Here is a 23,270-nt window from a genome sequence, read left to right as displayed (position 1 = left end):
AAACAGAACACATGTTCTTGTAATTATACATAGGGGAAAGTAATTAATGGGTGAGAGGACTAAGAAGTTACGAAAAAGGACACTAACTGGCCAGGAAGTAATTAAGTTATATGTAAAAGGTAAAAGTACAACTGAAATTGGAAAATGCGCTAATGTATCTTCCAGGTATGTAAGAATGGTACTGCATAAGCATAATGTAGAAATGCGTTCATTTGGAAGCGAAAGTATTCCATGAATGAAGATTATTTTAAAACGTGGTCTAATAATATGGCCTATATATTGGGTTTTTTCGATGCGGACGGCACAGTTGCCCGTGATATGCAGTCTATTAGTTTTGCACAAAAGGAAAAGTATATTCTAGAGGATATAAGGAAGGAAATTGGATCTTAACAGCCTATTTATAAAAATATGAAGACAGGTGTTCATTTTCTTAAAGTCCCAAAGGAATATATGAGTCATTTTATTAGAGGTTATTTTGATGGAGATGGATATATAAATTATCATAGGTATTTTATTAGTTTTGTTGGAGGATCAGAGGTATTTATGGTTTCACTAAGAAACGAAATTAACAATTTAGGTTTTGAAACTAATTTTACAATGCACGATACTTATTATCGAGGGATTAAGGTACATAAAAATGCGATAAGGCAAAGGCTTGCTTAAACAAAAAGAACTAAAAGGGAACAGTAACAAACATTAAGATGTGAATCATCTTATTTTTTTAAAGATTATCGAGTTAACATAATATATATTCAATTCGTTGTAATTCCAAGTTATTCGGTTGAAGGTGGAATTATTGTATCGGACCTTTAATTTATCAGATGTGACCTCGTTCATTACGTTCATATTACCAATGAACTATAATTAGTAGTAATTTTGTCCATTTCTGAAAATAAAATACGCTACTTGACCTATTTGTTTAAGGTTTCTTTTCAACAATCGATTCATCATATATATATTATAAGTCTGATCGACCTCAAAGTTTAACCGGAATTTATCTTTAATAAATCCAGCGTCGGGTTATGTATTGGCCTATACAATCAAAAATCAGTTCAGGAACAATTGGATATTTATGTTTAAATATAAATAGATTGTGAAGAAATGTACTTAAACTAACGTAGCAGGTTAGTTGAACAAAGCATTATGATAAAATTAAGAAAAAAGATGGTGGTACAAATGGATAATCACAAGTTTAATGAGTTTATTAAAATCGCAAAGAAACTAAATGATATTGAAATTATTCCATTGTTAATGGGGTCGGTTGGTTTAGAAGTCGTCACAGGAAAGAGTTGGGACGCACAAGACTTAGATATTCATGTACCTGGTGATAAAAGAGGTTGGGAAGTACCGCCCGAATTAAATATACACAACTGGAATGATATAGTGAACATTATGAATTCAATGGAATATAGTTTGATTAATTTGCATGAACATGAGTTCTCTAAAGAGGGATTATCAGTGGAGTTTGGTATTATTGATACTTTACCGAGTTTCGCAGGAGTACAATTAGAGGATTTGGAAGTCCATAAAATGGGAGAGTTAAAGTATTATTTACTAAATCTCGAGCAATATTTAAGTGTTTACGAATCTTCATCCAATGATAGTTACAGGGCAGATAACAATAATAATAAAGATATTAGAAAAATAGATGCCTTAAAAAGTATGATATTTGGTAGCCGAAAATCTTACTAAATCTAATTGAGTTAACGGGTGCTTCTCTTAAATAAGGAATTGCACTTCTTGTTCAACTATAGCCGCAGGATTATTCAAGAGAAAATTCTATTTAAGGGGGATTGAATATGGGGAAATTTGTAAGCATTTTTGTTTTTTTCTATAATAATTAGTGCTATTTTCTATTTCATATTTGGAAATGTATTTGATGGTGGAGACCCTGCGGAATCAGCAATTTATACCTTTGGAACAATAATTGTAATTCTACTCTCATTTGTGGTTTCTCTAATTTACTATTTAATAGATGTAATTAAAAATCAGAATTAACTCTTTATTTCATTAACGGGTGCTTATCTATAACAACCAGTTTCTCTAAAGAGCGGTATTATTTAATAGTAATTAAGGAGGGGATGTTTATTAAGAGATTTTCTTATTATATAGCTTGGAGCATTTTTATTGGCTTGTTTCTATATTTTGGAATGAAATATCGTTTTCATTTGGTGCAAGTTGGTAGGGAAGAATTAAATATGATACAGGTAACTACGTTTGTAGCGGTATTCCCAGTTGTTGTTGGTATGTTGTTAAGGTTCCCTAAATTTATCATAGAAGTTAAAGAGAAGAAGGAATGGATATTTGATTGGGTAAAATATGCTGTAATTGGACTTCCAACACTATATATAGTTGTTATGTCAATATTACCGTATTCACCTTTTGCTCAAGGTAAAGTAAAAATACCTGAGATTATTTTTATTGGTGGTCCAACTATTACTACAATATCTGGTATTATTTTGGGATATATTTTGTTGGATGGTTTGAAGAAATAATATTTATCCTACTAAACCAGATATTGTGAAGAATCCTACTTCAACTATCGGGTTCAATAGTTAAATAAGCAGACTGACGTTAAAGTCGGTCTTTTCCTTTGCTTTTTAGTTCAGAAATTTCCGATTACTAATAAGGGTATTATGTTAACATTAAATATATAGATATTGAACTAATGCCGCAGGATAGTTTAAGAAAAATTAACTTAGGGGGAAAATAATGAACTTAGAGCAGTGATATTCAACAAATTTATCAATCGAAACAATTGAAAAAGCTGCGAAGAACAATGTTGATTTGATGGTTACTCATCACGATGCCTGGGATTTTATTTATGGATTAAGATAGGAATGCTTAAAGAAATTACAAGAGCATAATATTAGTCATTTCTGGATACACGGTCCTTTAGACTTTAGCGAATTTGGCACTTGCACATCTCTTATGAATGTTGTCGGTTTAGATAACATTATTAAATATTCGGTTTATGATAATGGTGATGTTCCTGGAATAGGAGAGTTTAACGAGCCTATTGATTTTAATCTTCTTGCTCTAAAAATGAGAGATGAGTTAGAGGAGCCAGTTAGAGCCTGGAGGAATAATGATAAGAAAGTAAAGAGGGTTGGAGTGTTAACAGGTGCAGGGCATTCTTCAAACCATATAAAAATGGCAGTTGAAGAAGATTGTGATACCTATATAACAGGAGAAGCAACCTTATACACTATACAATATGCTCAATTTGTAGGAATTAACCTTTTAGTCGGCAGTCACACTTTTACAGAAATATTCGGCGTAGAAAGTCTAGCCAATAAACTCCAGCATTTAGATGAAGACATTAAACTTGTTAAGTTAAAGGAAGACCACTTTGAGTTCAATCATATATGATTTTTATGTTTTCCCGACTTTGTGAAGTATTGTACTTAAACAAACGGGTGCAAGAGTTGAATAAGGTGTTTGTAGGGAAGCTCCTTGTTCTTATTGTATTAACTGGCAGAATTATTGAAGAAGATGTGTTGCATATAAAGGATTGAGAAGGAGAGAGAATAATGGTTCCACCATTAGAGACAGAAAGATTGGTACTAAGAGAAATATCAAAGGATGATGCAGAGGGTATATTTGCTTGTTTTTCAAATGGAAATGTAACGCGGCATTATGGGCAAGAAACTTTAAAAAATATAGAACAAGCAGAAGCATTTGTTGATTTTTTTGCAAAGAGTTACAAGGAGAAAAGAGGAATACGTTGGGGAATTGAAATAAAAGGAACTCAAGGAATTATTGGCACTATTGGATTTAATGCTTGGTCTCCTAAACATAAACGAGCAGAGATAGGTTATGAGGTACATTCTAAGCAATGGAGAAAGGGGTATACCTTTGAAGCCATATCTAAAGTAATTGAATACGGATTTGGTGAATTTGGTCTAACTAGGATAGGTGCAGTTGTCTTTATAGATAATGAAGCTTCTAATAAGTTACTAACAAAATTGGGTTTTCTAAAAGAAGGCGTTCTAAGGGATTATATGTATCAAAATGGAGAGGCTTATGATACATACGTGTATTCATTACTTAAAGGTAAATAGATAACGTTCTTCAACTAACGGGTGCAATAGTTGAACAAGGATTTTGTAGGAAAGCTCCTTTTTTATAGTCCTAACTAGCAGTTTAATTTAAGAAGTAAATGAATAATGTAAAAAATAATGAAGCGGGTGAAGAATAAATGAACAAGAAACGACTTGTTCAGAGATGGTTTAATGAAATTTTCACTAAAGGTGATATCAATACTTTAAAAGAGATTACTGCACCTAACTTTGTTAGTCATGTACCAAATCATGATTTTAACGGACATGATGAGTTTATTAATGATTTTATGAATTGGTTCAGAACGGTTTTCACTGATGACGTTTGGAGCATTGAAGATTATTTAGAATTAGAAGATAAGGTAGCTGTGATATGACTTACAAAGGGGGATGGGAAGACATTCCGTCCTCTGACCAACGTGTGAAAGAAACAGGTATAATGATAATAAGATTTGAGAGTGGATTAATTAAGGAAATGTGGTGTGAAATGAGTGACCTTGATGTCATGAACCAATTAAAAAAATAAACATGGACAAGGGGTTGCCAAATTTTCTTATTCAACTATAGAAGCAGAATAGTTGAATAGCCATTTTACATCTTTCCTGTAGTAGTCTGGTATTAGAAAGTATCCATAATGTTAGGGGAATTAATATGCTAAAGACATTATCTCTTATCGGAGACAGAATAACTAACAAGAATATTATTTGGGGAGTAGGTGGTTCACTTCTACTTAATTTTTACAACTTAATTGATAAACCAAATGATATAGATATTTTAGTGGATGAAATGAATGCTACCAAATTGAATAAAATGATGACGTCTATTGGGAAACCGAAAGAAGTAATACGTTCTAACCCTTTTCGTACAACGTATTTCTCTAAATATAGTATTGAAGATATTGATATCGATATAATGGCTGGATTTGCTATACAACATAATGAAGGGGTTTATAAATTATCAATTCAACAGGGATCCATTGTTGCCCATAAAAAAATTAATGGGGTGGATATTCCTTTATATTCGCTTGAAGATTGGTATATCTTATACTGGTTAATTCCAAACAAACAAGAAAAAGCGATTCTTATTGAGAACTATTTCAAAACTAATGGAATAAAACATCCACAAATGTTAGAAGAAGCACTGAAACAATCTTTACCACTGGAAGTGAAAGAAAGGGTAATAAGTTTATTAAGCTAACAGGCGCAAGAGTTTAACAAGGGATCGTCGTTTACGGCGATCCTAATTTTGTATTTGAAGAATCATTGGAATTTTATGTTAAAATAAAATGTGAACAGATGTACTTAAATTAACGGTGCAGAAGAGTTGAAGAACAAGATTTGAATATAATGCCTTTTGAATAAATGGTCGTATTACTTATAAAGGGGGAGATTTATTTGAAAAATTATAAATTATTAGCAATCGCTTTTTTAACTTCACTTCTATTATTTATGGTTGGATGCACTGAAAACACAGAAATGAAAGCACAAGATGAAAACATACAGACAATTGAAACTGTATTACAGAATGCTCTTACGGGTCCAGATGATGAATTAAAGGAAATATTTAATAGTGAAGAATCTAGCATCGAAGATTTACTGCAATATGATAAAGCCCATTTTGAAGATTATTTTGCAAATGAAACATCCTATAGGGAATTTGTAAATAACAATAATGGTTCTGGAATACTGATTGAAGCAATGAAATATGATTACAACTTTAAAGTGAAAAATATCGAATACGAGAAAACAGAATCTGAAGAGATAATTTATGATTTCACCTTAGAATTACAGTACCAAAAAGAAGGCAGCGAATCATCAGAAGTTGAAACGGTTACTGGTCAAGCGAATTTAAATAAAGAACATAAAATTGAAGATATGTTAATTCGCATAGGTGACTTTTTGGGTTCCTTGAGTAATTAAAGTAATTTCATTAACGGGTGCTTTAGCTGAACAAGGAGTTGTAGATTTGGCAGCTCCTATTACTTATTGAAGTAAAGACGCAGGATAATTTAATATGGGTTAGAAATAAATATACCTTCTTAATCCGAATATTTTAATGAGGAGGAATACCTTATGGAGGAAGAAAAGTGGGGACAACCCAAATGGTTTTGGTGGTCAATAGGATTGTTTTTGTTTTTAGAATACTGTTACCTTTTTGTGATGGTTTTAATGGACACAAAACCAATAACTCTTTTAATGAATAGCCAACCAGTTTCTTTTATTATTTTCCCGTTGTTCTTTGCCATAGTATTACTATTTTTACCGAAAAAATTTAGATTTGACATAAACACAATTTTTTATTTACTTGTTCCATTTTTGTTATATCTGCCTAATTGGTCACTTATTTCCATTTACTTTAATGAGTTATTTAAATAAAAAATCACAACTTGTTCTTAAACAAATGGGTGCTTTCCTTGAATAAGGAATTGCACTTCTTGTTCAACTATAGAAGGAGAAAAGTTTAATAAGGACATATGGTTTTTTAGGGGAGGAATAAAAATGAAATACATTAATGAAAGTATCGAAGGGTACAAGGGAAAGAAAATACCTTATACTTTATACGGCAAAAGTGAAAACTCACAGGATTTAGTGATATTACTTCCAGGTGCAGGTTATACGGTTAACAGTCCAGTTTTTCACTATTCTACTGGTATATTTTTTAATAAATATAAAGATATCTTAGAAGTTAATTATCCTTATAATGATGGGTTTTACAACAATTTCACTCGCAATGAATTATATGAAGCGGTTAAAAGTGATTCAAAATTAGTCATAGATAAGGTACTAAACACTAACTCGTATACGAATTTTTATATTGTTGGTAAATCAATAGGGACAATTGCAATGAGTTCTGAATTGAAAAGAAATTGTTTCAGAGATGCTAAAACTATTTGGTTAACACCTATATTAGATTTAGATGAAGTTTTCACATCTATGGTAGATAGTAAAAATAAAGGTTTGTGCTTTATTGGTGATAAAGACCGTTTCTATACAGAGGAAAGGTTTAATAAAATAAGAACAAACAAAAATATTATTTCTAAATTAATTCCTGGGGTTAATCATAGTCTCGAATACGACGAAGACATAACTAATTCAATAGATGTTTTAAAAGGTATAGTAGCCGATATAGAAAAATTTTAAATTACCTTTTACTTAATTACTTGTGAAGAGCTGTACTTAAGCTAACGGGTGCTTTACTTGAATAAGGAAAAGGCATTTCTGTTCAACTATAGCAGAAGGATGTTTCAATAACCTTCAATAGGTAGATTGTCAAGAAAAGTCCCAATAGAATGTTATAATATATACTGAAGGAACTTTAAATATCTAAGAGATATCTTCAATCATTTACACAAAATGGGGATGAGTAATTGATTAATTTATTTAAAAATAGAAATTTTCTACTTTTGATTTTTGGAAGACTTATTACAAATATAGGAGATAGCATCTATTTTGTGGCTGCAATGTGGTTTGTGTTTGAGCTAGGTCAATCATCTTTTTATACTGGCTTAGCAGGATTTTTAATCTTACTTCCTCAGTCCTTTCAATTTCTTGTAGGTCCACTTATTGAACGTTGGGATAAGAAAAAAATATTAACCCTTACACAAGGCGTTCAAGCAATACTACTTTTAATTGTCTCCATTATGATTACATATGATTTATTAACTATTTATATATTTTTACTTCTAATATTTATTATATCAGTGACAAATCAGATTTCAGAACCAGCAGAATTTGCAATTATTCCCGAAATACTACCACAAAATGACCTTTTGAAAGGAAATTCCATATTAGCCTTTGCTTATCAAGGAGCTGATTTATCTTTTAATGCATTAGCAGGTGTATTAATTGCTCTGGTAGGAGTTAATATTCTCTTTTATGTTGACACTCTTACTTTCATTATTGGTTGTTTATTATTTTTGGGATTAAATGTATCAAATGAAAATATAAAAAGAGAAATAAATCATCCTAAAGATAGAGTTTATTTTCGAGAACTTAAAGACGGGTTTCGATATGTTTTAGGATTTCCATTATCGCCATTTATTTTAGGGATAGTAGTGGTCAATTTTGTTATTGGAGCAATGATGGCAAATTTACCTGCTTATGCTGACTGGCGAGGAGGACCAGAGGTATATGGGTTATTCTTGACTGCTTTATTTGGTGGTAATTTAGTGGGGGCATTAACAAGTTCCTTTCTAGGAAGATTTCCAATTGGAAAATTAATGATTGCTTCCTATTTACTGACTTTTATTTTTTGGATAAGTTCAGTATCTACTCCTAATAATCTAATTAGTATTTTACTTTTTGGTGCTTCCTGGATTCCTATAGGAGCAACAGGAGTACTTATGATGACAGCTATCCAAACTATTGTACCTACGAATTTTTTAGCAAGAATAATGGCAGTAATCACAAGCATAGCCACTTCATTGATGCCATTAGGCTCGATACTTGGAGGATTAATTGGTACAAAATTCTCCCAATCAATAGTTTTCATAATGCTAGGAATTTGCTTTTTATTTGTATCTGTTACCTATTTTATAAATCCTTCATCTAGAAACGCTTCTCTAAGTTCAAAATAAAAAACTCTATGAAAGTTTATGGACTTGTTCCACTAAAAGACGCTTAATTTAAATACCTGAAAATATAGATTGCGAAATAATATACTTAAAGTAACGGGTGCAATACTTCAATAAGAAATAAGGGGGTTCTTATGAGATTTAATCTTGGGATTATTATGGTTATAGGTTTGCTGTTAACAGGGTGCGTAGACAATCAGACTGTGTCTGTTGAAGGAAAAATACACGGGGTAAACCATGACAATAATACGGTAGTAGTCTATGTAGGGGATACATTGACAGAAAAACAAAGAGAAACAGCGGATTTTGACGAAAACGAAAAAAACATTGAAGCGTTTCTAGTGCAGGCAGAGGAAGATACAGTAGTAAAAGGTGAAGTCGATTCGTTTAATGATTTGAAAATGGAACAAAAAGTATCCATTAAGATTAAAGGGGATTATGAAAAAGAACTGGTTACGATTGGTACTCTTTTTGATAACCATGAAAAACTGCCCGCCTATGATACAGAGCAGGTGACAGTCGTTCCCTATTCAAAAGAAGAAATCGTGGAGGAAATGACAGTGGATAAAGGAGGATACGGGGAATATGGGCTATATATTTACAATTTCAAATCTGACGAAAGCGGACAATACAGCCCCCCAGATTCGACTGAAATTATTCAATTTCAAAAAGTGGTAATGACGCATGCGAGTGGCGTTATGACCCCCAAAGAGTAAAGACTTTTTTTTGAAAACTAAACGCTGGATTTTCAGTTTAACAGTAATTTCTAAATTGCTTATTAAAGTAACGGGTGCAAAAGTGAAACAAGGAGTTGTCGATGAGGCAGTTCCTAATGATTTAGAAATAAAATGGCTAAGAAAAGCATAGGAGGTAGAAATGAAAAGAAAGAGAAGTTGGTCACAAGGTGTTTTGGTAGGACTCATTACTGGTCTATTTGCTTTTGCAGCAAGCATGTTCGTTCCAAATTCTAGTTATAGGGAAATTATAATTGGCTTAATTGCTGGTTTAGGTGCTTATATCGGCGCAAAATTAGCTGACAAATTCACCCGCAATGATAATGACTAAAAACTAGAAGTTTATTTAACTATAGGGTGCAAGAGTTTAACAAGGGATCGTCGATTACGGCGATCCTATTTTTGTATTTGAAGAATCATTGGAATTTTATGTTAAAATAAATTGTGTGAACAGATGTACTTAAATTAACGCAGCAGGTTTCTTGAATAAGGTGGGGGGGGGGATTAAATGCGTTCTATAAAAATAATGTTATTAGGAATTGCAATAATGATAGTGGTATTGTATCTGGAAGAAAACTCATCTATAGTACCTGGAGATGGAGAATTTTTCATTATGATTATTGGTATTTTAATTACGGTTATTGGGTTATTTAAAAAGGATAAATTTGGAAAAGTATAACCTGTCGTTATTCAGGTAACGGGTGCGATAATCGAATAAATATGTGCCAGAATCGGGCCATATAATTAAGTAACGCCTTGTAAAAATAAAATCACTTATAGAATTCAGCTGGCCAGCATATATGGAGCGAAACTGTGGTAAAAGGTTATTATCGAAAAGAGTAATTGGGAGGAAAAGAATTATGAAATTAATACCAATATACAGAATTAATACTTATGTGGTTCCAGAATCTTTGGATAGAGTAATTGAAGGTGTGTTAAGTGTTGATGGTTTAATTTATGGAAACTACAAGAACGTAGCGTGGCATTCCAATGATGGAATAGAACAATTCGTCCCTTCAGAAAATTCTGTGCCAACAGAGGGTAGTATAGGGGAGAGGAAGCAAGTAACATCTTTTAAAATAGAATTTTCCATTCCAAGAGATAAAAATTTACTATCAAAAGTAATTGAAGAAGGCATTTATCCTAATCACCCTTGGGATGAGCCAGTCGTACAAGTAACCGAAGAATATGAAACGAGAAAGCACGGTTAAATTCTTCTTTTTATCTCTTACCTTCTTTGGTTTACCTTATTCCATTGGCTGAAGAACTTAATTGACATTGCCACAATCGGGCGCTAATCAGGAATAAGTATTAGCGCCTAAACTGGATATAAGGACCATTTAACAGAATAAATTATGTTAAAATTGGATCAATTAAAAAGTGAAAGAAGGGAGCGTCTAATATAAGCTTAGCATTGGAAATTGCGCGTATTTCACTACCTGTTGTAATAGCGGGTGGGATTGCAGTATTTGTAGTTATTAGAATTAAGCATAAATATCAGAAAGGCACCCTGGGTAAGAAAAAATCAAAAGGCGATCAAAATTTATTAGATAGTTTAATACCACTCGGAATGATGATTGGTTGTGCTGTTGCTGTACTTCTCAGCGTATTTTTCCCAATCTCCTTATTATCTACAGTTGGTTTGGGAGCTGGAATAGGTTTATTATTTGGATATTTTGCTTATGAAATTTCTAGCAAAAAAGTAGAAAGTTATTAATAAATAGCTATCTTCCGGGTAAGGGAGCGAGAATTGAATAAGGCTTGCGTCTACATTTGCTTAAAGGGCCAGTTTATTGAATACGACCATTGTCAAAAGGGAGCTTTATTCTAAGAAGGATATACACCTCTATTTGTTTAAAAATGAACAACAACCACCATATTACTTGGCGTGAAACTACTCCACCTCTAGACGGATGTAATATCCTCAAAATGCTTATAAAATAAAGAAGAGGTGATACCAATGAACAAACAACCTGAAAATTTATTTGATTTAGTAAAAGTGAATAAAAGTTACAAAGGGTATATAGAGATTAACTCAGACCTTAATTTATTATCAACATTAATGGAGTTGTTCCAGGAGGGACGAGAAGACAACGAAAAGTTAATAAAGCTAATCAATAGTTCTCTACTTTTAGGTCAATGTAAAGATAGAAAGGAACTGGATCAGAAGTACAAAGAAATAATCAATGAAATTGGGAAATTTGAAGAAATCGAGGTCTATAATACACTGACAGAGTGGGGAAAGTTATGTTGGGAGATATCATTAAATAAACTATACACCTCTGATTAATCTATACTATTGGACGTATCTATCTTCTAACATCTAATAGTTGTCTATCAGAAAGCTTTTATTTAAAGAAAAATTTCTGTAAATAGGAACAGAATTGTTATGAAGAAGTCATTATAATTAATAGGATTTATTAAGCAATCGGGCGCGATTGTTTAATAAGCGGCTATTTTCTTCTTCAACTAACGGGTGCAATAGTTTAACAGGGCGATTCATAGAATTTGATCGTCTTTTTTTATTGAAAAACTCAATAATATATTTGGAATATTATGTTAGTATTTAAGTGTAGAGATATTGAACTAAACGCAGCAAAGAGTTGAAGAAACTTAAATTTTATTCGACTTATTTATTTGCAATTAGAGGGGGACAACAATGGGGTTTATAATAACTTTCTTTTGTATTTGGTTGTGTAGCTTTTTAATTGCTAGGTTATTTAGCTTATTTGGTGGCAAATGGAGTCCCTTTGGTAAAACTTATTGGAAAAATGATTTAGTTATTTGTTTAGCCCAAGCTCTGGTTATTACTCTTATATTTGTATTTTTCTTTTCTTTTAATACTAATAATTAAAGGATTTCCATTGTGCTAACGGGTGGAACTGTTCAAGAAGAGCAGTTCCTCTTGTGCTAACGCAGCAGTTTAGTTGAAGAAGGAGAATTTACTTTTAATGGAGAAATAATATTACAGTGACTATGTACAACAAATAGAATTGCAATACTGGTAAACTAGTGAAAATCAAGTATCAGACGAATACTTAGATAATAAAAATGATATTTCTGTGTTTGTTGATGCTGTTAATAGTGCTAAAGAATTAGATAAACAAAAAATAATTAGTACAAAGCCTTTACTTTTTTTAAAATTTTTCTGGATGATAACCCAAAGAAGAACTATCATCTTTGGCTTAATGAGAGTGGAGAGGGTTATGTCCAAAGACTTTTATCAGAAGAAAATGGTACTTTTAAACTTAATGGAAATTCAATTGAAACATTAACAGATTTCTTCGCAGATAATAAAAAGTGAAATTGAATTCGAAAAATAAAGAGTTGAAGTTGTTCAACAAACGGGTGCAATAGTTGAACAAGGAGTTTGTAGGAAAGCTCCTTTTTTATAGTCCTAACTAGCAGTTTAATTTAAGAAGTAAATGAATAATGTCAAGAAACGACTTGTTGAGAGTGGTTTAATGAAATTTTCACTAAAGGTGATATCAATACTTTAAAAGAGATTACTGCACCTAACTTTGTTAGTCATGTACCAAATCATGATTTTAACGGACATGATGAGTTTATTAATGATTTTATTAATTGGTTTAGAACGGTTTTCACTGATGACGTTTGGAGCATTGAAGATTATTTAGGATTAGAAGATAAGGTAGCTGTGAGATACACAGGGCATATGACTTACAAAGGGGGATGGGAAGACATTCCGTCCTCTGACCAACGTGTGAAAGAAACAGGTATAATGATAATAAGATTTGAGAGTGGATTAATTAAGGAAATGTGGTGTGAAATGAGTGACCTTGATGTCATGAACCAATTAAAAAAATAAAAATGGACAAGGGGTTGCCAAATTTTCTTATTCAACTATAGAAGCAGTAATATTGAAGAAGAAAAATGCCGTTTTAGTTAAATTTTTTTATATGCATTTTCTATAAAAAAGGAATTTGCGAACATATATTGAACTAATTTAAGTACAGGATAAATCTAAACAGGGAAGGAAGATTAGATGAAAAAAACCTTAAATAAATTATAAACTTTTATTATTTTATTAGGTTTATATCATCCTCGATCCCCTCCGTTGTAATTTTTCATTTAAAAAACTAACTATTTTAGGAGGGAAATAAATGAGGAATGAACAAGAAATGATGGACCTAATAATAAATTTCGCAATGGCAGATGAGCGTATTCGAGCAGTTTATATGAATGGTTCAAGAACAAACCCTAATGTACCCAAAGATATTTTCAGGATTATGATATTGTTTATGTTGTGACAGAAACAGCGTCTTTTATAGAAGATAAGACATGGATTAACGAGTTTGGAAGTTTAATAATGATGCAAGAACCTGACAAAAATGATTTTGGTAGGCAAATTGATTTCGATTTCACCAAGTCTTATCCGTATAATGAATAAGTGATTTTAGAAAACGATTTAGAGAAGGTGAAATCGTAATGGCTACATATAAAAACACACTACTAAAATTAGTTCAGTTTGATAAAAATGATGTTTCAGGTTTGATTGAACTCTCCGCATCAGTCGGCTGGGATTATGATGAATATGAAATTAGAACCATTATGTCATCCGGAAAAATATTCGGACACAAAAATGCTGAGGGGAAAATCGTGTCTAGTGCTGCAATAATACTGTACGATACCAGTGTAGCTTCAATTGGTATGGTGATTGTTGATAACGAATATAGAGGTATGGGATTAGGGAAGAATGCAACTCAACAATGTATGGGATTTGCCACTAGTGATATTTCAATTATGCTAATTGCTACAGAGGTGGGAAAACCCCTATATGAAAGAATGGGTTTTATAACTGTTGATTGTGTCCATAAGTATCTTTGTGGTAGCTATACAGCTACAAAACCATTAGATAAAACAGGAGTAGCCATTGAAGATTTCGTTGAGAATAATTTTACTGAAATTGTAAATTTAGACAAGATTGCCTTTGGAGACAGTAGAAGCAACTTTCTTCATAATAGGATAAATCAATCAGAACAATGTTTAGTAGTTAAAGACAATAAAGCAAATATTATTGGTTATGGAATATCTATTTCAGGACCAATAAATCTAATTTTGGGACCTATTGTAGCACCAGATTCTCAAACAGCGGCTTTATTACTTGATAGTCTAGCTTTTAATCATCAAGGTAAATTAAGGATTGATGTACCATCAGGTAATGATGAATTTATGTTGTTCTTGGAACAGAAAGGATTTATAAAAGCTAGCGAACCACCTATAATGATAACTAATTCTGTCAATATGCCACCTAGAAACAATACATTGTTCGCCATAGCTGCGCAGATTTTTGGATAAGAGGAATAGAGTCTTTATTAAGAAATGTGTGTAGAAGTTAAATATAGGAGTGTGTAAAAAAGCTCCCTTTTTTCATTATATAATAATGTAGCTTAACTGTATAAGAATGAAAGCTAAGGTATAAAAGGTAAACAGAGAGTGTGAACGATTACACTAACTGGCAGTTTAGTTTAACAGGGAACTTTAAAATAGTATGTGGTGAGAGGAGGATAACGGATGATTTCAGAACTTAAAAAGTCTGAATTTTATAAGTGTAAAGAATTATTATATGAACAAGGACACATAGAACCAAAAGCAATAATTGAAGGGAAAAATTCTGGTCGAATATTTGTAGATGATATTATTTCTCCTACCTCTGGATTTATTTGGTTAGGAAGTAATAATGGATTTATCTTTATTGGTAACGAAGAAAATGAGGGATTTAATTTTGAGTTAAAAAATTTTATTAATACAGTAATCAAACTAGATGTCAGAAAAGTTGGTTTAACGTCTTTTGAAGCGATAGGTAATCATTCGAAATGGAATAAGACTATCAAAAAAGTATTTGGCGAAAATTTGATTAGTTATAATCAAAGGGTTTATGAATTACAAAAGGATGATTATAGAAAACAAAATGTACCTATTATAGAGCAAGGATATGAAGTTATAAAAATCACAAAAACTATTTTGGAAAACAGAGATTATTTAGTATATGAAAACATTGAATTTTTGCATTCGAAAGTTTTAGAGTTTTGGACTTCATTTGAAAGGTTTTTAAATTATGGTATTGGTTATTGTGTTGTTTATGAAAATGAAATTGTAAGTGTTTGTTTTTCGGGTGTAGTAGCTGGAAATGTACACGGTATAGACATTGAGACTTTAAAGCATCATCAAGGAAAAAAACTTGCACAAAAGGTGGCTCATACTTTTGTAAAAGACTGTATAGAGAATAATAATACTCCATATTGGGATTGTATGGAGGTAAATAAACCATCAGTTTCTGTTGTAGAAAATATAGGATTTAAAAATAAATTTAATTATATTTGGTATAGTATCTCTTTTGAATAAAATTCTTCTTCAACTATTGGGTGCAATTGTTGAAGAAGGAAATTTGCACTTTGATTAACTAATGGGGATGAATAGTGAAATTATAGCATTATAAATGCTGTATTTTAAGGTAACGTCAATCTGAGGTAATATGCTACTTTGTGTTGAATTTTTAATAGAAAAATAATATAAGAAGTGAGGATTCTATGAAACAATTAACGTTCCAAGAGTTCCAGAACTACCTAGAATTAAAATATAAAGAAGGACGCTCTTCATCTGCTTTATTTATGAAACTTGTAGAAGAAATTGGCGAGGTAGCAGAGGTGCTAAACCAGCTAGAAGGTCGAAAGGAAATTTCAGGGGATACTTCTTTAGAAAAAGAGTTAGTTGATGTCATACATTACGCAATGGCAATTGCCAGCATAAATCACATTGATTTAACAAAAGCCATCATTAAAAAGGATAGTCAAGCTGCTATTAAATATAATCAATCTCCAAATTTAGAAGAGTTTTTAGTATTACAAGATAAAGAACATTAGAATTGAAAGTAGTATTTCACTATTCAACAAACGGGTAGCTTCCTTGGATAAGGAATTACATCATTGTTCAACTATAGCAGTAGAAGAGTTGAATAGTTCAATGTAATGTGCCACACTAAGTGGGAACAAATGTTTGTTTTAGGGTGAAAGGGTGTTGTTGAATGAATGATAGTAAAACTAAGTTAGTTTTTTATGGTGCGATAAGCATAGACGGCTACCTTGCAAGGGATGACCATTCGTTGGATTGGTTGTTGGGTACAGAGGGTGAAGAAGAAATTGGTTATCCCGATTTCTTTTCTACTATCGATATTGTTATAATGGGCAGAAAAACTTATGATCAAATCATGCTAAACCTACCTGATGATGGTTTTCCATATAAGGGCAGGGAGTGTTATGTTTTTTCTCGTTTATTAACTGGTTCTGATAATAATGTTCAATACATAAATGATGATATTGTTAATTTTACAAACTCATTAAAAGAAAAACGTGGAAAACGGATATGGATTGTCGGTGGTGGAGAGGTTCTTTATCCTCTTCTTCAAGAAAGGCTTGTTGATGAATTTTATATTCAAATTGCCCCAACTATCATGGGGCGTGGCATTCCACTATTTTTACCGAATGAGAAAGAGAATGAGTTAAAACTTATAAATGTAAAGCATTGTAAACAATTCGCTGAATTACACTATGAGTTAAAATAAAAGGACAAAAAGGAAAGACTCTTCCACTAACGGGTGCACGAGTTGAATAAGGAATCGCATCCTTGTTCAACAATAGATCCAGTTTTATTGAATAAGAACGCAAAAAAATAAAAGTATTAATTTCCTAATAATAGAAATTATTATTAAATTCTTAAAGGGAGTGTACTTATATGTTTGAAAGGATAGACACTGTATGTATAACGGTTAGTAATGTGGATCAATCAAGTATTTGGTACCAGGAATTAGGTTTTAAAGTAGCTTTCAATGGAGAAGATTATCAAGTATTCACGATTGGAAATAGTGGAGTTCCATTAACTATTGAAGAAGGAAGTGTATCTTCGCAAGAGAACTCAACTTATCCGATTTTTTTCACTACTGATATTAAAAATACATATTTAAAGATAAAAGAAAAAGGTGTAGAAGTAACTGAATTAAAAGATGATGGTGACAATAAGTTTTTTGATTTTTACGATTTAGATAATAATAAATTGCAGGTTTGTTTTTGGGAATAAATCAGAAAATCCCTATTTTCTTATTCAACTATCGGGTGCAATAGTTTAACAAGGGATCGTCGATTATGGCGATCCTATTCTTATTTGAAGAATTATTGAAATTTTATGTTAGAATAAGTACGTGAATTAATGTACTTAAAGTAACGCAACAGGCTAGTTCAATAAGAGTGAAACAAATAAGGGAGCGAAAATTAATGATAGTTAGAGAAGTAGAAACTTCTGATGCAGAAAATTTAGCAAATCTTATTAAACAGGTTGATGAAAGTTCACAGTATATGCTTTGGGAAGCTGGAGAAAGAAATATTAAATCCGAAAACCAATTAAAGGTGATTAATGGCATTAAGAATGCTGAAAACTCTACTATACTTGTTGCTGAAAAGGATAATGAGTTGGTTGGTTACTTGATAGTTATAGGTGGTAATGCACAACGGAATAAGCATTCGGCTTACATTGTTATTGGGATTTTGAAGGGTTATAGAGGAAAGGGAATCGGAAAACAACTAATTAACAAACTGGAACAATGGGCTGTTAATCAAAATGTTAGTAGGTTAGAACTAACAGTCGTAACTAAAAATGAAGGAGCATTATCATTATATAAGAAATTAGGGTTTGAAATTGAAGGAACAAAAAGAAATTCATTGCTTTTAAATGATGAATTTGTTGATGAATACTATATGTCGAAACTTTTATAGTATTGTTCTTGAATAAACGGGTGCAATACTTTAAAAGGAAAAGCCGATGCTTATTGGCTTTGTTCCACTAAAGTTGCAGGTAAATTATACAGAGATTTTAGAACATTAAGGTAAGATTGAAGTTAAATATAGGGGGATTAAAATGGAGAAAATAGTTACTTTATTATTAACAACATTATGTATTATTGTTTTCTTATCAGGTTGTACGGATAAAAGTTCGATTCAAAACGCTGACAAAACGAATGATGACAACGCTACGAAACAACTTATTGAAGATAAAGATGACCGAATAAAAAAATTAGAAGAAAAGAATGAGGAACTAGAAAATACATCAAAAAGTATTGAAACGGATTTTAACTATGCGAAAGAGGAAGCTGATTATTATAATCAATTGATTGACGACCTTATAAATGAATACAGTGACGCTCAATTAAAGGATTTAGCAAAAGAATTATGGGATTATGAGTTAGAAGTAAATGGGTCACCTGTTCCGAAAGACGGTATAATAGAAGTGAAGAAAAACACAATTAAAGTTTCTGTGGTGCAAAGACAACCACCTTATGTAGTTTTACCAAAAGACATTTTTACACAAGGGAAAATCAGCGGAAATTATAATGAGCATCTTATAAAATTTAACCCCAGCCCAACTAAAACATATGGTACTGATGGAACAATTGTTATGGGGACTCACCACCAATTTGTTGAAGTTGAAAAAGGTGCAATAATTTCATTCTCTATCACAGGAGAGTTAAGGAAAAGGTTAGGATTAGATACTTCGGAGGTTACGATTAAGAAAAGATAATATTCCCTACTTAAGCTAACGGGTGCAATAGTTAAATAAGCAGACTGACGTTAAAGTCGATCTTTTCTTTTGTTCAGAAATTTTCGATTACTAATTGTAATATTTTGTTAACATTAAATATATAGAATTGAACTATCTGGCAGAATAGTGTAAAAGAAAGGGGTTTGAACAGATACCAACTTGTCAAAATTACGTCAGAGAATGGAGTTGGAAACAAACGTTTAAAAAGATGTTTACATTAGATACTTCTATGGAATGTCCGCATTGTGGCCAATACTATTTTAGATTCAAGATAGAATTTAAAAATTCATAAGCCTCTTCTCCTCTTGATTTACCTATGATTAATTTATCCTCACTTTTTTCTGTTAGTTTTGTATTTATCATTTTTAAATCCCTCTTTCATATCTTTTTTATTAAACCTCATACAATTTGTCCTGCAAAGTACTTAATTATTTCAACTCATACTCTTTTAGATATAATATTTTTATATAAAATTTCAGTAAAATTATGTAGAAATAAGGTTTTATTGCCGATATATGGAATAAGTGTTGATAATAGTTAATTTAGTAGGGGGCATATGAAAATGGAAAGAAAAAGAAATAATTTTAGTTTGGCTATTTTTGGCGGGTTGTTGACTTCAATAATCGGTGGAGCAGTATGGGCGTTAATTGTAATACTAACTGAATACGAAATTGGTTTTGTAGCATGGGCAATAGGTGGTCTTGCAGGTTATTCAGTGTTCTATCTGGCAAAAGGTAATGTTACTTCCGCGCATAAAGTTATTGCTGTAGTCGGAAGTTTAATTGGGATTTTACTGGGTAAATATTTCATTGTCGGTTATTATTACAGTAATAGTTTTTCTGGAATATTTAAAAGTGAAGTATTTATATTGTTTCAAGATAATATCTCAGTTTTATTTAGCGGTATGGACATCATCTTTGTATTGTTGGCTGTGATTACAGCATGGCAATTGCCAGACAAGCTAAGTAATAAAGCAACTTCGACAGATCAATCCGCTGAATCTGCTGCTGAATAATAGATAATGGAAAATGCAGGAATTTATCCTGCATTTTTCTGTGCATTTGTATTTTATTAAGGTAATTTATATTTTATGGTTTGCATTCATTAAACGCCGTATGAACTCTAGGTTTATGCCCTTCATTACCTAACAGATCATCATCAATCCTGCTTCTATGCACAGCACCATATTTCTCCAATAGCCAGAAAGGAACTATAATAAACCAATATTTTGGATGCGAAAAAAAGAAATTCAATAAGCCATTTAGGAAAGTTACAGTTAGGTTAATGACTAGCAAATTTTAATAGAACATTTAATGCCCCCATAAATGGCAGATTTAATAATAAAAAAAGAATTGAACAAAGAAGAAAGAAGACAAATTGAATTTTGTATAAAAGGATTTTAAAACAAAAAATATTTTCATTGAAAGTTGGTTTTAATTCAAATGAGAAAATGGTTTTTATCAGGATTATTTCTCGTATTTATTTCAATAATAACTGTTTGGATAATAGGCTATGTAGAAATCTTAGTTTTTTTTAATTTAATTGTAGGGTTAATTAGTTTAGTTATAGCCCTATATATGCAAATTGGAATGGTTTGGTTTTACCGTTATAACGAGTTTAGAAATAATCATGATTATGCAAGTTACAAAGGGAGAAATCGTCTTAAATATAAATTGGTTGCATTTGGTATACCGAATGTTGTGGTTGGTGAGATAGTAAACAGAGTATTTGATATTTGGACTTAGATAAATAATATTTATTCACCTATGATGGCTTTTCTTGGACTTATTTTTACTTTGATGAGTCTGAAGGGTTCTAAACTAAAGGGTGCAAGAGTTAAACAAAGCGATCATCAATTTGAAAGTCTTTTCTTATCGGAAGATCAAATAGTAAATTCGGAATATTATGTTATATTAAAGTATGATGATATCGAACTGACGGTGCAGGTAGCACAAGAAGGAACTTGCAATCGACTTAAAGGTGGTTAAAGCAATGGAACGAAAATCACTCGAATTGCATGGAAAGAAAAAACTAAAATGGACTAAAAAGTCCTTACAACATCTTAAAAACGATGAGGTTTTAATAAAAACAATTGCGGGGGCAGTTAGTGTTGGAGCTGAACTTCCACAGTATATGGAAAGTGATATAACTGATATGTCACCACAGTATCCCAAAGAAACTGGATATGAAAGTTTAGGATTGTTTCTTCTTTATCCAGAAAGCATAGATGTGCAGAACGGTCTTCAGCAATCGGTCGCGTTTATCGAATAACGCGCCCTTTTTACATTTAAGGGCCATTTTGTGGAATAAAAACTAATGTAAAAAAGCATTTAGATCGTTTCATTAGCGAATTAAACCGCAAAAAACAAGAAGAATTGTTCTTCCCTTTTTAGTATATTAAAAGCTGAAAAAGGGGTGAGATCATGAATAATAGATCCATTGGATTATTTCAAGGAATTGCATTATATATTGCAGCCATACTAGGATCAGGCGTCCTTTTTTTGTCGGGAGTTACAGCTTCAATAGCAGGCCCTGCATCTATTGTATCCTGGTTTATCGTTAATTTAATTAGTTTTCCGCTTGCCTATTCTTTTGCAAGTTTGGCCCGAAAATATCCTGATGCTGGTGGAGCAGCAACCTTTGTTAGAAAATCTTTCGGATATCACCTTGGCAATATTGTTGGTTGGTTTTACTTTGTAACCGCAGCAGTTGGGCAAACAATCGTATCATTGACTGGTGCTTTTTACGTCAATAAGGCGTTTGGATTTTCTCCCTTTGTAACAACCCTAATTGCCGTCTTTATTTTGATGATTGCAGGTGTTTCAAATTATTACGGTGTAAATGTCAGTGGTAAAGTCGCATTGATTTTAAGCACTTTGTTACTTGTACTTTTACTATCAGCCGTATCTGTGTCGTTGTCTAATATACAATGGGGGAATTTTACTCCTTTTGTTCCAAATGGATGGTTTTCCGTTGGAAGTGCTATGACGGTTATCTTTTGGTCGTTTTTCGGCTGGGAGGCCATTTGTAATCTGGCTAATAACTTTAAGAAACCGGACAAAGATATTGTCAAGGGGGCCGTTGTTAGTGCAGTTATCATTGGTGTACTATTTTTGGCGTTAAGTCTGGTCACCATTGGAACGGCTACGTATGGCAGTAAGGAAAGCAACCTGTCTCCTATTGGTGTTATAATGGGAGATGCAGTGGGTGCAGGCGCCAAATTTGTCACAGCTATTTTAGCATTCATCATTTGCACAGGAACATCAAATACGTTTGTGGCCAGTCTAACACAATTAGGGTATTCATTAAGCAGGGATGGTGCCTTCCCAAAAGCTCTTTCAAGACTGCATACAACGACTCAAATTCCGAGAAGGATGGTATTGTTTGTAATCTGTTTTTCGGCGGTAGGTGTTTTAGTGGTAAAGGCTTTGTCACTGACGTTCGATGATATTTTGTTTATTCCTACCTCTCTTGGAATTTTAGTCTATATTCTTTCGATGGCAGCAGGGGTGAGATTGTTTAAGAAGAGCACACTGCCATGGTGGGCATCATTAACCGCTTTTATTTTATGCTTACTGGTAATCCCATTTTTCCAATTTTATATTTTTGTTCCGTTAATTGTCGTGGCTTTATATGCGATTTATATGGTTATGAATAAGGGGATTTTTGCCTACAAGGGAGGGTTGAAATCTAATGAAGGATCAAAATGATATTTCCAAGGATACAATGTGGAAGGCAACAGTCTTGTGTGATTCAGCTTATGATGGGATATTCTTTTATGCAGTAAAGACAACAGGTATTTTTTGCCGACCGTCTTGCAAATCAAAAGTACCGAATGTTGGTAACGTGTCCTTCTTTTCCAATGTAGCGGATGCTCAAAAAGCAGGGTACCGACCTTGTAAAAGGTGTCGTCCCGACTTAGAATCAAAGAGTTACGATCCGTTTCAGTCGATTATAGAAGATACAAAGAAGGTCATAAAGAATAATTATTACCAAAAGATGCCCTTAAATGAAGTAGCTTTAAAGGTAGGGGTCAGTCGTTTTCATTTAAACCGAATCTTTAAGAACAGAACTGGCTATACGCCACATATGTATTTGGAAGAAATCAGAATCAAGAAGGCGAAAGAGCTACTTTTAATGACTAAGTTAAACAGCACGGAAATTGGCTATCAAATAGGATATCAAAGCATTTCCAGTTTTTATAATGCGTTTAAACGAAGTACTGGACTTTCGCCAAGCCAATTTCAAGCAAATCATGTGGAAACAGAAGTTTATTAAGGGCTTAAGCTGGAT

Annotated in this window: 34 protein-coding genes and 2 pseudogenes; all 36 read left to right on the top strand. The window is 32.3% G+C overall.

What is annotated here, in order from left to right:
• Positions 1-46: 46 nt before the first annotated feature.
• The 36 genes and pseudogenes from BLS02_RS19410 to BLS02_RS09610 all read left to right on the top strand — a co-directional run bounded on the left by BLS02_RS19410 (position 47) and on the right by BLS02_RS09610 (position 23,255).
• Complete coding sequence (locus BLS02_RS19410) at positions 47-235, top strand: hypothetical protein (protein ID WP_368073010.1); 189 nt, start codon at positions 47-49, stop codon at positions 233-235.
• Positions 232-390: an LAGLIDADG family homing endonuclease gene (locus BLS02_RS19405; protein ID WP_368073009.1), complete on the top strand. Its 159-nt coding sequence runs from the start codon at positions 232-234 to the stop codon at positions 388-390. The genes BLS02_RS19410 and BLS02_RS19405 overlap by 4 nt, the downstream gene beginning before the upstream one ends.
• Positions 391-408: 18 nt before the next feature.
• Positions 409-663, top strand: coding sequence for an LAGLIDADG family homing endonuclease (locus BLS02_RS19400; protein ID WP_368073008.1), 255 nt, complete (start codon positions 409-411; stop codon positions 661-663).
• 513 nt (positions 664-1,176) lie between these two features.
• On the top strand, positions 1,177-1,692 hold the full coding sequence (locus BLS02_RS09770; protein WP_092492818.1) for a phosphoribosylanthranilate isomerase: 516 nt from the start codon (positions 1,177-1,179) through the stop codon (positions 1,690-1,692).
• A gap of 506 nt (positions 1,693-2,198) precedes the next feature.
• Positions 2,199-2,495 carry a hypothetical protein gene (locus BLS02_RS09760; protein ID WP_139180785.1) on the top strand — a complete coding sequence of 99 codons (297 nt, stop codon included), beginning with the start codon at positions 2,199-2,201 and terminating at the stop codon, positions 2,493-2,495.
• A gap of 358 nt (positions 2,496-2,853) precedes the next feature.
• A pseudogene (locus BLS02_RS09755) lies at positions 2,854-3,372 on the top strand (Nif3-like dinuclear metal center hexameric protein); the annotation flags it as partial.
• Positions 3,373-3,533: 161 nt separating this feature from the next.
• On the top strand, positions 3,534-4,064 hold the full coding sequence (locus BLS02_RS09750; protein WP_092492816.1) for a GNAT family N-acetyltransferase: 531 nt from the start codon (positions 3,534-3,536) through the stop codon (positions 4,062-4,064).
• A 137-nt stretch (positions 4,065-4,201) separates the two neighbouring features.
• Positions 4,202-4,438 (top strand): nuclear transport factor 2 family protein, encoded by a 237-nt coding sequence (locus BLS02_RS09745; protein ID WP_092492815.1) that lies wholly within the window; start codon positions 4,202-4,204, stop codon positions 4,436-4,438.
• Positions 4,435-4,587: an ester cyclase gene (locus BLS02_RS18765; protein WP_139180784.1), complete on the top strand. Its 153-nt coding sequence runs from the start codon at positions 4,435-4,437 to the stop codon at positions 4,585-4,587. The genes BLS02_RS09745 and BLS02_RS18765 overlap by 4 nt, the downstream gene beginning before the upstream one ends.
• A gap of 125 nt (positions 4,588-4,712) precedes the next feature.
• The gene (locus BLS02_RS09740) at positions 4,713-5,258 is read left to right on the top strand and encodes a nucleotidyltransferase family protein (protein WP_175476793.1); all 546 of its coding nucleotides are present in this window, start codon (positions 4,713-4,715) and stop codon (positions 5,256-5,258) included.
• Between the two features lie 197 nt (positions 5,259-5,455).
• Positions 5,456-5,980: a hypothetical protein gene (locus tag BLS02_RS09735; protein ID WP_092492813.1), complete on the top strand. Its 525-nt coding sequence runs from the start codon at positions 5,456-5,458 to the stop codon at positions 5,978-5,980.
• Positions 5,981-6,133: 153 nt separating this feature from the next.
• Positions 6,134-6,436: a hypothetical protein gene (locus BLS02_RS09730; protein ID WP_092492812.1), complete on the top strand. Its 303-nt coding sequence runs from the start codon at positions 6,134-6,136 to the stop codon at positions 6,434-6,436.
• Between the two features lie 123 nt (positions 6,437-6,559).
• On the top strand, positions 6,560-7,201 hold the full coding sequence (locus tag BLS02_RS09725) for an alpha/beta hydrolase (RefSeq protein ID WP_092492811.1): 642 nt from the start codon (positions 6,560-6,562) through the stop codon (positions 7,199-7,201).
• 227 nt (positions 7,202-7,428) lie between these two features.
• Positions 7,429-8,637: an MFS transporter gene (locus tag BLS02_RS09720; protein WP_092492810.1), complete on the top strand. Its 1,209-nt coding sequence runs from the start codon at positions 7,429-7,431 to the stop codon at positions 8,635-8,637.
• A gap of 131 nt (positions 8,638-8,768) precedes the next feature.
• Positions 8,769-9,350 carry a hypothetical protein gene (locus tag BLS02_RS09715; RefSeq protein ID WP_092492809.1) on the top strand — a complete coding sequence of 194 codons (582 nt, stop codon included), beginning with the start codon at positions 8,769-8,771 and terminating at the stop codon, positions 9,348-9,350.
• Positions 9,351-9,360: 10 nt separating this feature from the next.
• Positions 9,361-9,501 carry a hypothetical protein gene (locus BLS02_RS18950; protein ID WP_175476792.1) on the top strand — a complete coding sequence of 47 codons (141 nt, stop codon included), beginning with the start codon at positions 9,361-9,363 and terminating at the stop codon, positions 9,499-9,501.
• Between the two features lie 9 nt (positions 9,502-9,510).
• The gene (locus BLS02_RS09710; RefSeq protein WP_092492808.1) at positions 9,511-9,699 is read left to right on the top strand and encodes a hypothetical protein; all 189 of its coding nucleotides are present in this window, start codon (positions 9,511-9,513) and stop codon (positions 9,697-9,699) included.
• 177 nt (positions 9,700-9,876) lie between these two features.
• Positions 9,877-10,047: a hypothetical protein gene (locus BLS02_RS18945; protein WP_175476762.1), complete on the top strand. Its 171-nt coding sequence runs from the start codon at positions 9,877-9,879 to the stop codon at positions 10,045-10,047.
• A 181-nt stretch (positions 10,048-10,228) separates the two neighbouring features.
• Complete coding sequence (locus BLS02_RS09705) at positions 10,229-10,579, top strand: YqfO family protein (RefSeq protein WP_092492807.1); 351 nt, start codon at positions 10,229-10,231, stop codon at positions 10,577-10,579.
• Between the two features lie 203 nt (positions 10,580-10,782).
• Positions 10,783-11,085 (top strand): hypothetical protein, encoded by a 303-nt coding sequence (locus BLS02_RS09700; protein ID WP_254788751.1) that lies wholly within the window; start codon positions 10,783-10,785, stop codon positions 11,083-11,085.
• A gap of 243 nt (positions 11,086-11,328) precedes the next feature.
• A complete protein-coding gene (locus BLS02_RS09695) occupies positions 11,329-11,658 on the top strand; it encodes a hypothetical protein (protein WP_092492805.1) in 330 nt (109 codons plus the stop codon).
• Positions 11,659-12,027: 369 nt separating this feature from the next.
• Positions 12,028-12,222 (top strand): hypothetical protein, encoded by a 195-nt coding sequence (locus tag BLS02_RS09690; RefSeq protein ID WP_092492804.1) that lies wholly within the window; start codon positions 12,028-12,030, stop codon positions 12,220-12,222.
• A gap of 615 nt (positions 12,223-12,837) precedes the next feature.
• Positions 12,838-13,197 carry an ester cyclase gene (locus BLS02_RS09680; protein ID WP_092492802.1) on the top strand — a complete coding sequence of 120 codons (360 nt, stop codon included), beginning with the start codon at positions 12,838-12,840 and terminating at the stop codon, positions 13,195-13,197.
• A 295-nt stretch (positions 13,198-13,492) separates the two neighbouring features.
• Positions 13,493-13,770 (top strand): annotated as a pseudogene (locus BLS02_RS09675) (aminoglycoside 6-adenylyltransferase); the annotation flags it as partial.
• A 47-nt stretch (positions 13,771-13,817) separates the two neighbouring features.
• Complete coding sequence (locus BLS02_RS09670) at positions 13,818-14,687, top strand: GNAT family N-acetyltransferase (protein WP_092492801.1); 870 nt, start codon at positions 13,818-13,820, stop codon at positions 14,685-14,687.
• Between the two features lie 216 nt (positions 14,688-14,903).
• Complete coding sequence (locus BLS02_RS09665; RefSeq protein ID WP_092492800.1) at positions 14,904-15,734, top strand: GNAT family N-acetyltransferase; 831 nt, start codon at positions 14,904-14,906, stop codon at positions 15,732-15,734.
• 185 nt (positions 15,735-15,919) lie between these two features.
• Positions 15,920-16,252, top strand: a complete 333-nt coding sequence (locus tag BLS02_RS09660) for a MazG nucleotide pyrophosphohydrolase domain-containing protein (RefSeq protein ID WP_092492799.1) — start codon at positions 15,920-15,922, stop codon at positions 16,250-16,252.
• Positions 16,253-16,413: 161 nt separating this feature from the next.
• Positions 16,414-16,950 carry a dihydrofolate reductase family protein gene (locus BLS02_RS09655; protein ID WP_092492798.1) on the top strand — a complete coding sequence of 179 codons (537 nt, stop codon included), beginning with the start codon at positions 16,414-16,416 and terminating at the stop codon, positions 16,948-16,950.
• 170 nt (positions 16,951-17,120) lie between these two features.
• Entirely contained in the window at positions 17,121-17,462 is a 342-nt protein-coding gene (locus tag BLS02_RS09650) for a VOC family protein (RefSeq protein ID WP_092492797.1), read from the top strand.
• Between the two features lie 194 nt (positions 17,463-17,656).
• Positions 17,657-18,154 carry a GNAT family N-acetyltransferase gene (locus tag BLS02_RS09645; RefSeq protein WP_092492796.1) on the top strand — a complete coding sequence of 166 codons (498 nt, stop codon included), beginning with the start codon at positions 17,657-17,659 and terminating at the stop codon, positions 18,152-18,154.
• A gap of 142 nt (positions 18,155-18,296) precedes the next feature.
• Positions 18,297-18,956 (top strand): hypothetical protein, encoded by a 660-nt coding sequence (locus BLS02_RS09640; protein ID WP_092492795.1) that lies wholly within the window; start codon positions 18,297-18,299, stop codon positions 18,954-18,956.
• Positions 18,957-19,539: 583 nt separating this feature from the next.
• Positions 19,540-19,992 carry a hypothetical protein gene (locus BLS02_RS09635; protein ID WP_092492794.1) on the top strand — a complete coding sequence of 151 codons (453 nt, stop codon included), beginning with the start codon at positions 19,540-19,542 and terminating at the stop codon, positions 19,990-19,992.
• A gap of 427 nt (positions 19,993-20,419) precedes the next feature.
• A complete protein-coding gene (locus BLS02_RS09630; protein WP_092492793.1) occupies positions 20,420-20,722 on the top strand; it encodes a hypothetical protein in 303 nt (100 codons plus the stop codon).
• A gap of 247 nt (positions 20,723-20,969) precedes the next feature.
• Complete coding sequence (locus tag BLS02_RS09620; RefSeq protein WP_092492791.1) at positions 20,970-21,248, top strand: hypothetical protein; 279 nt, start codon at positions 20,970-20,972, stop codon at positions 21,246-21,248.
• A 152-nt stretch (positions 21,249-21,400) separates the two neighbouring features.
• The gene (locus BLS02_RS09615) at positions 21,401-22,687 is read left to right on the top strand and encodes an APC family permease (RefSeq protein ID WP_092492790.1); all 1,287 of its coding nucleotides are present in this window, start codon (positions 21,401-21,403) and stop codon (positions 22,685-22,687) included.
• Complete coding sequence (locus BLS02_RS09610) at positions 22,671-23,255, top strand: bifunctional transcriptional activator/DNA repair enzyme AdaA (protein WP_092492789.1); 585 nt, start codon at positions 22,671-22,673, stop codon at positions 23,253-23,255. The genes BLS02_RS09615 and BLS02_RS09610 overlap by 17 nt, the downstream gene beginning before the upstream one ends.
• The last annotated feature ends 15 nt before the right edge of the window (positions 23,256-23,270 follow it).

The sequence above is a fragment of the Virgibacillus salinus genome (assembly GCF_900102415.1).
Classification (GTDB): Bacteria; Bacillota; Bacilli; order Bacillales; family Amphibacillaceae; genus Lentibacillus; species Lentibacillus subterraneus.
Note: the sequence above shows the minus strand (reverse complement) of the source record. Positions and strands in the feature narration are given on the sequence as shown.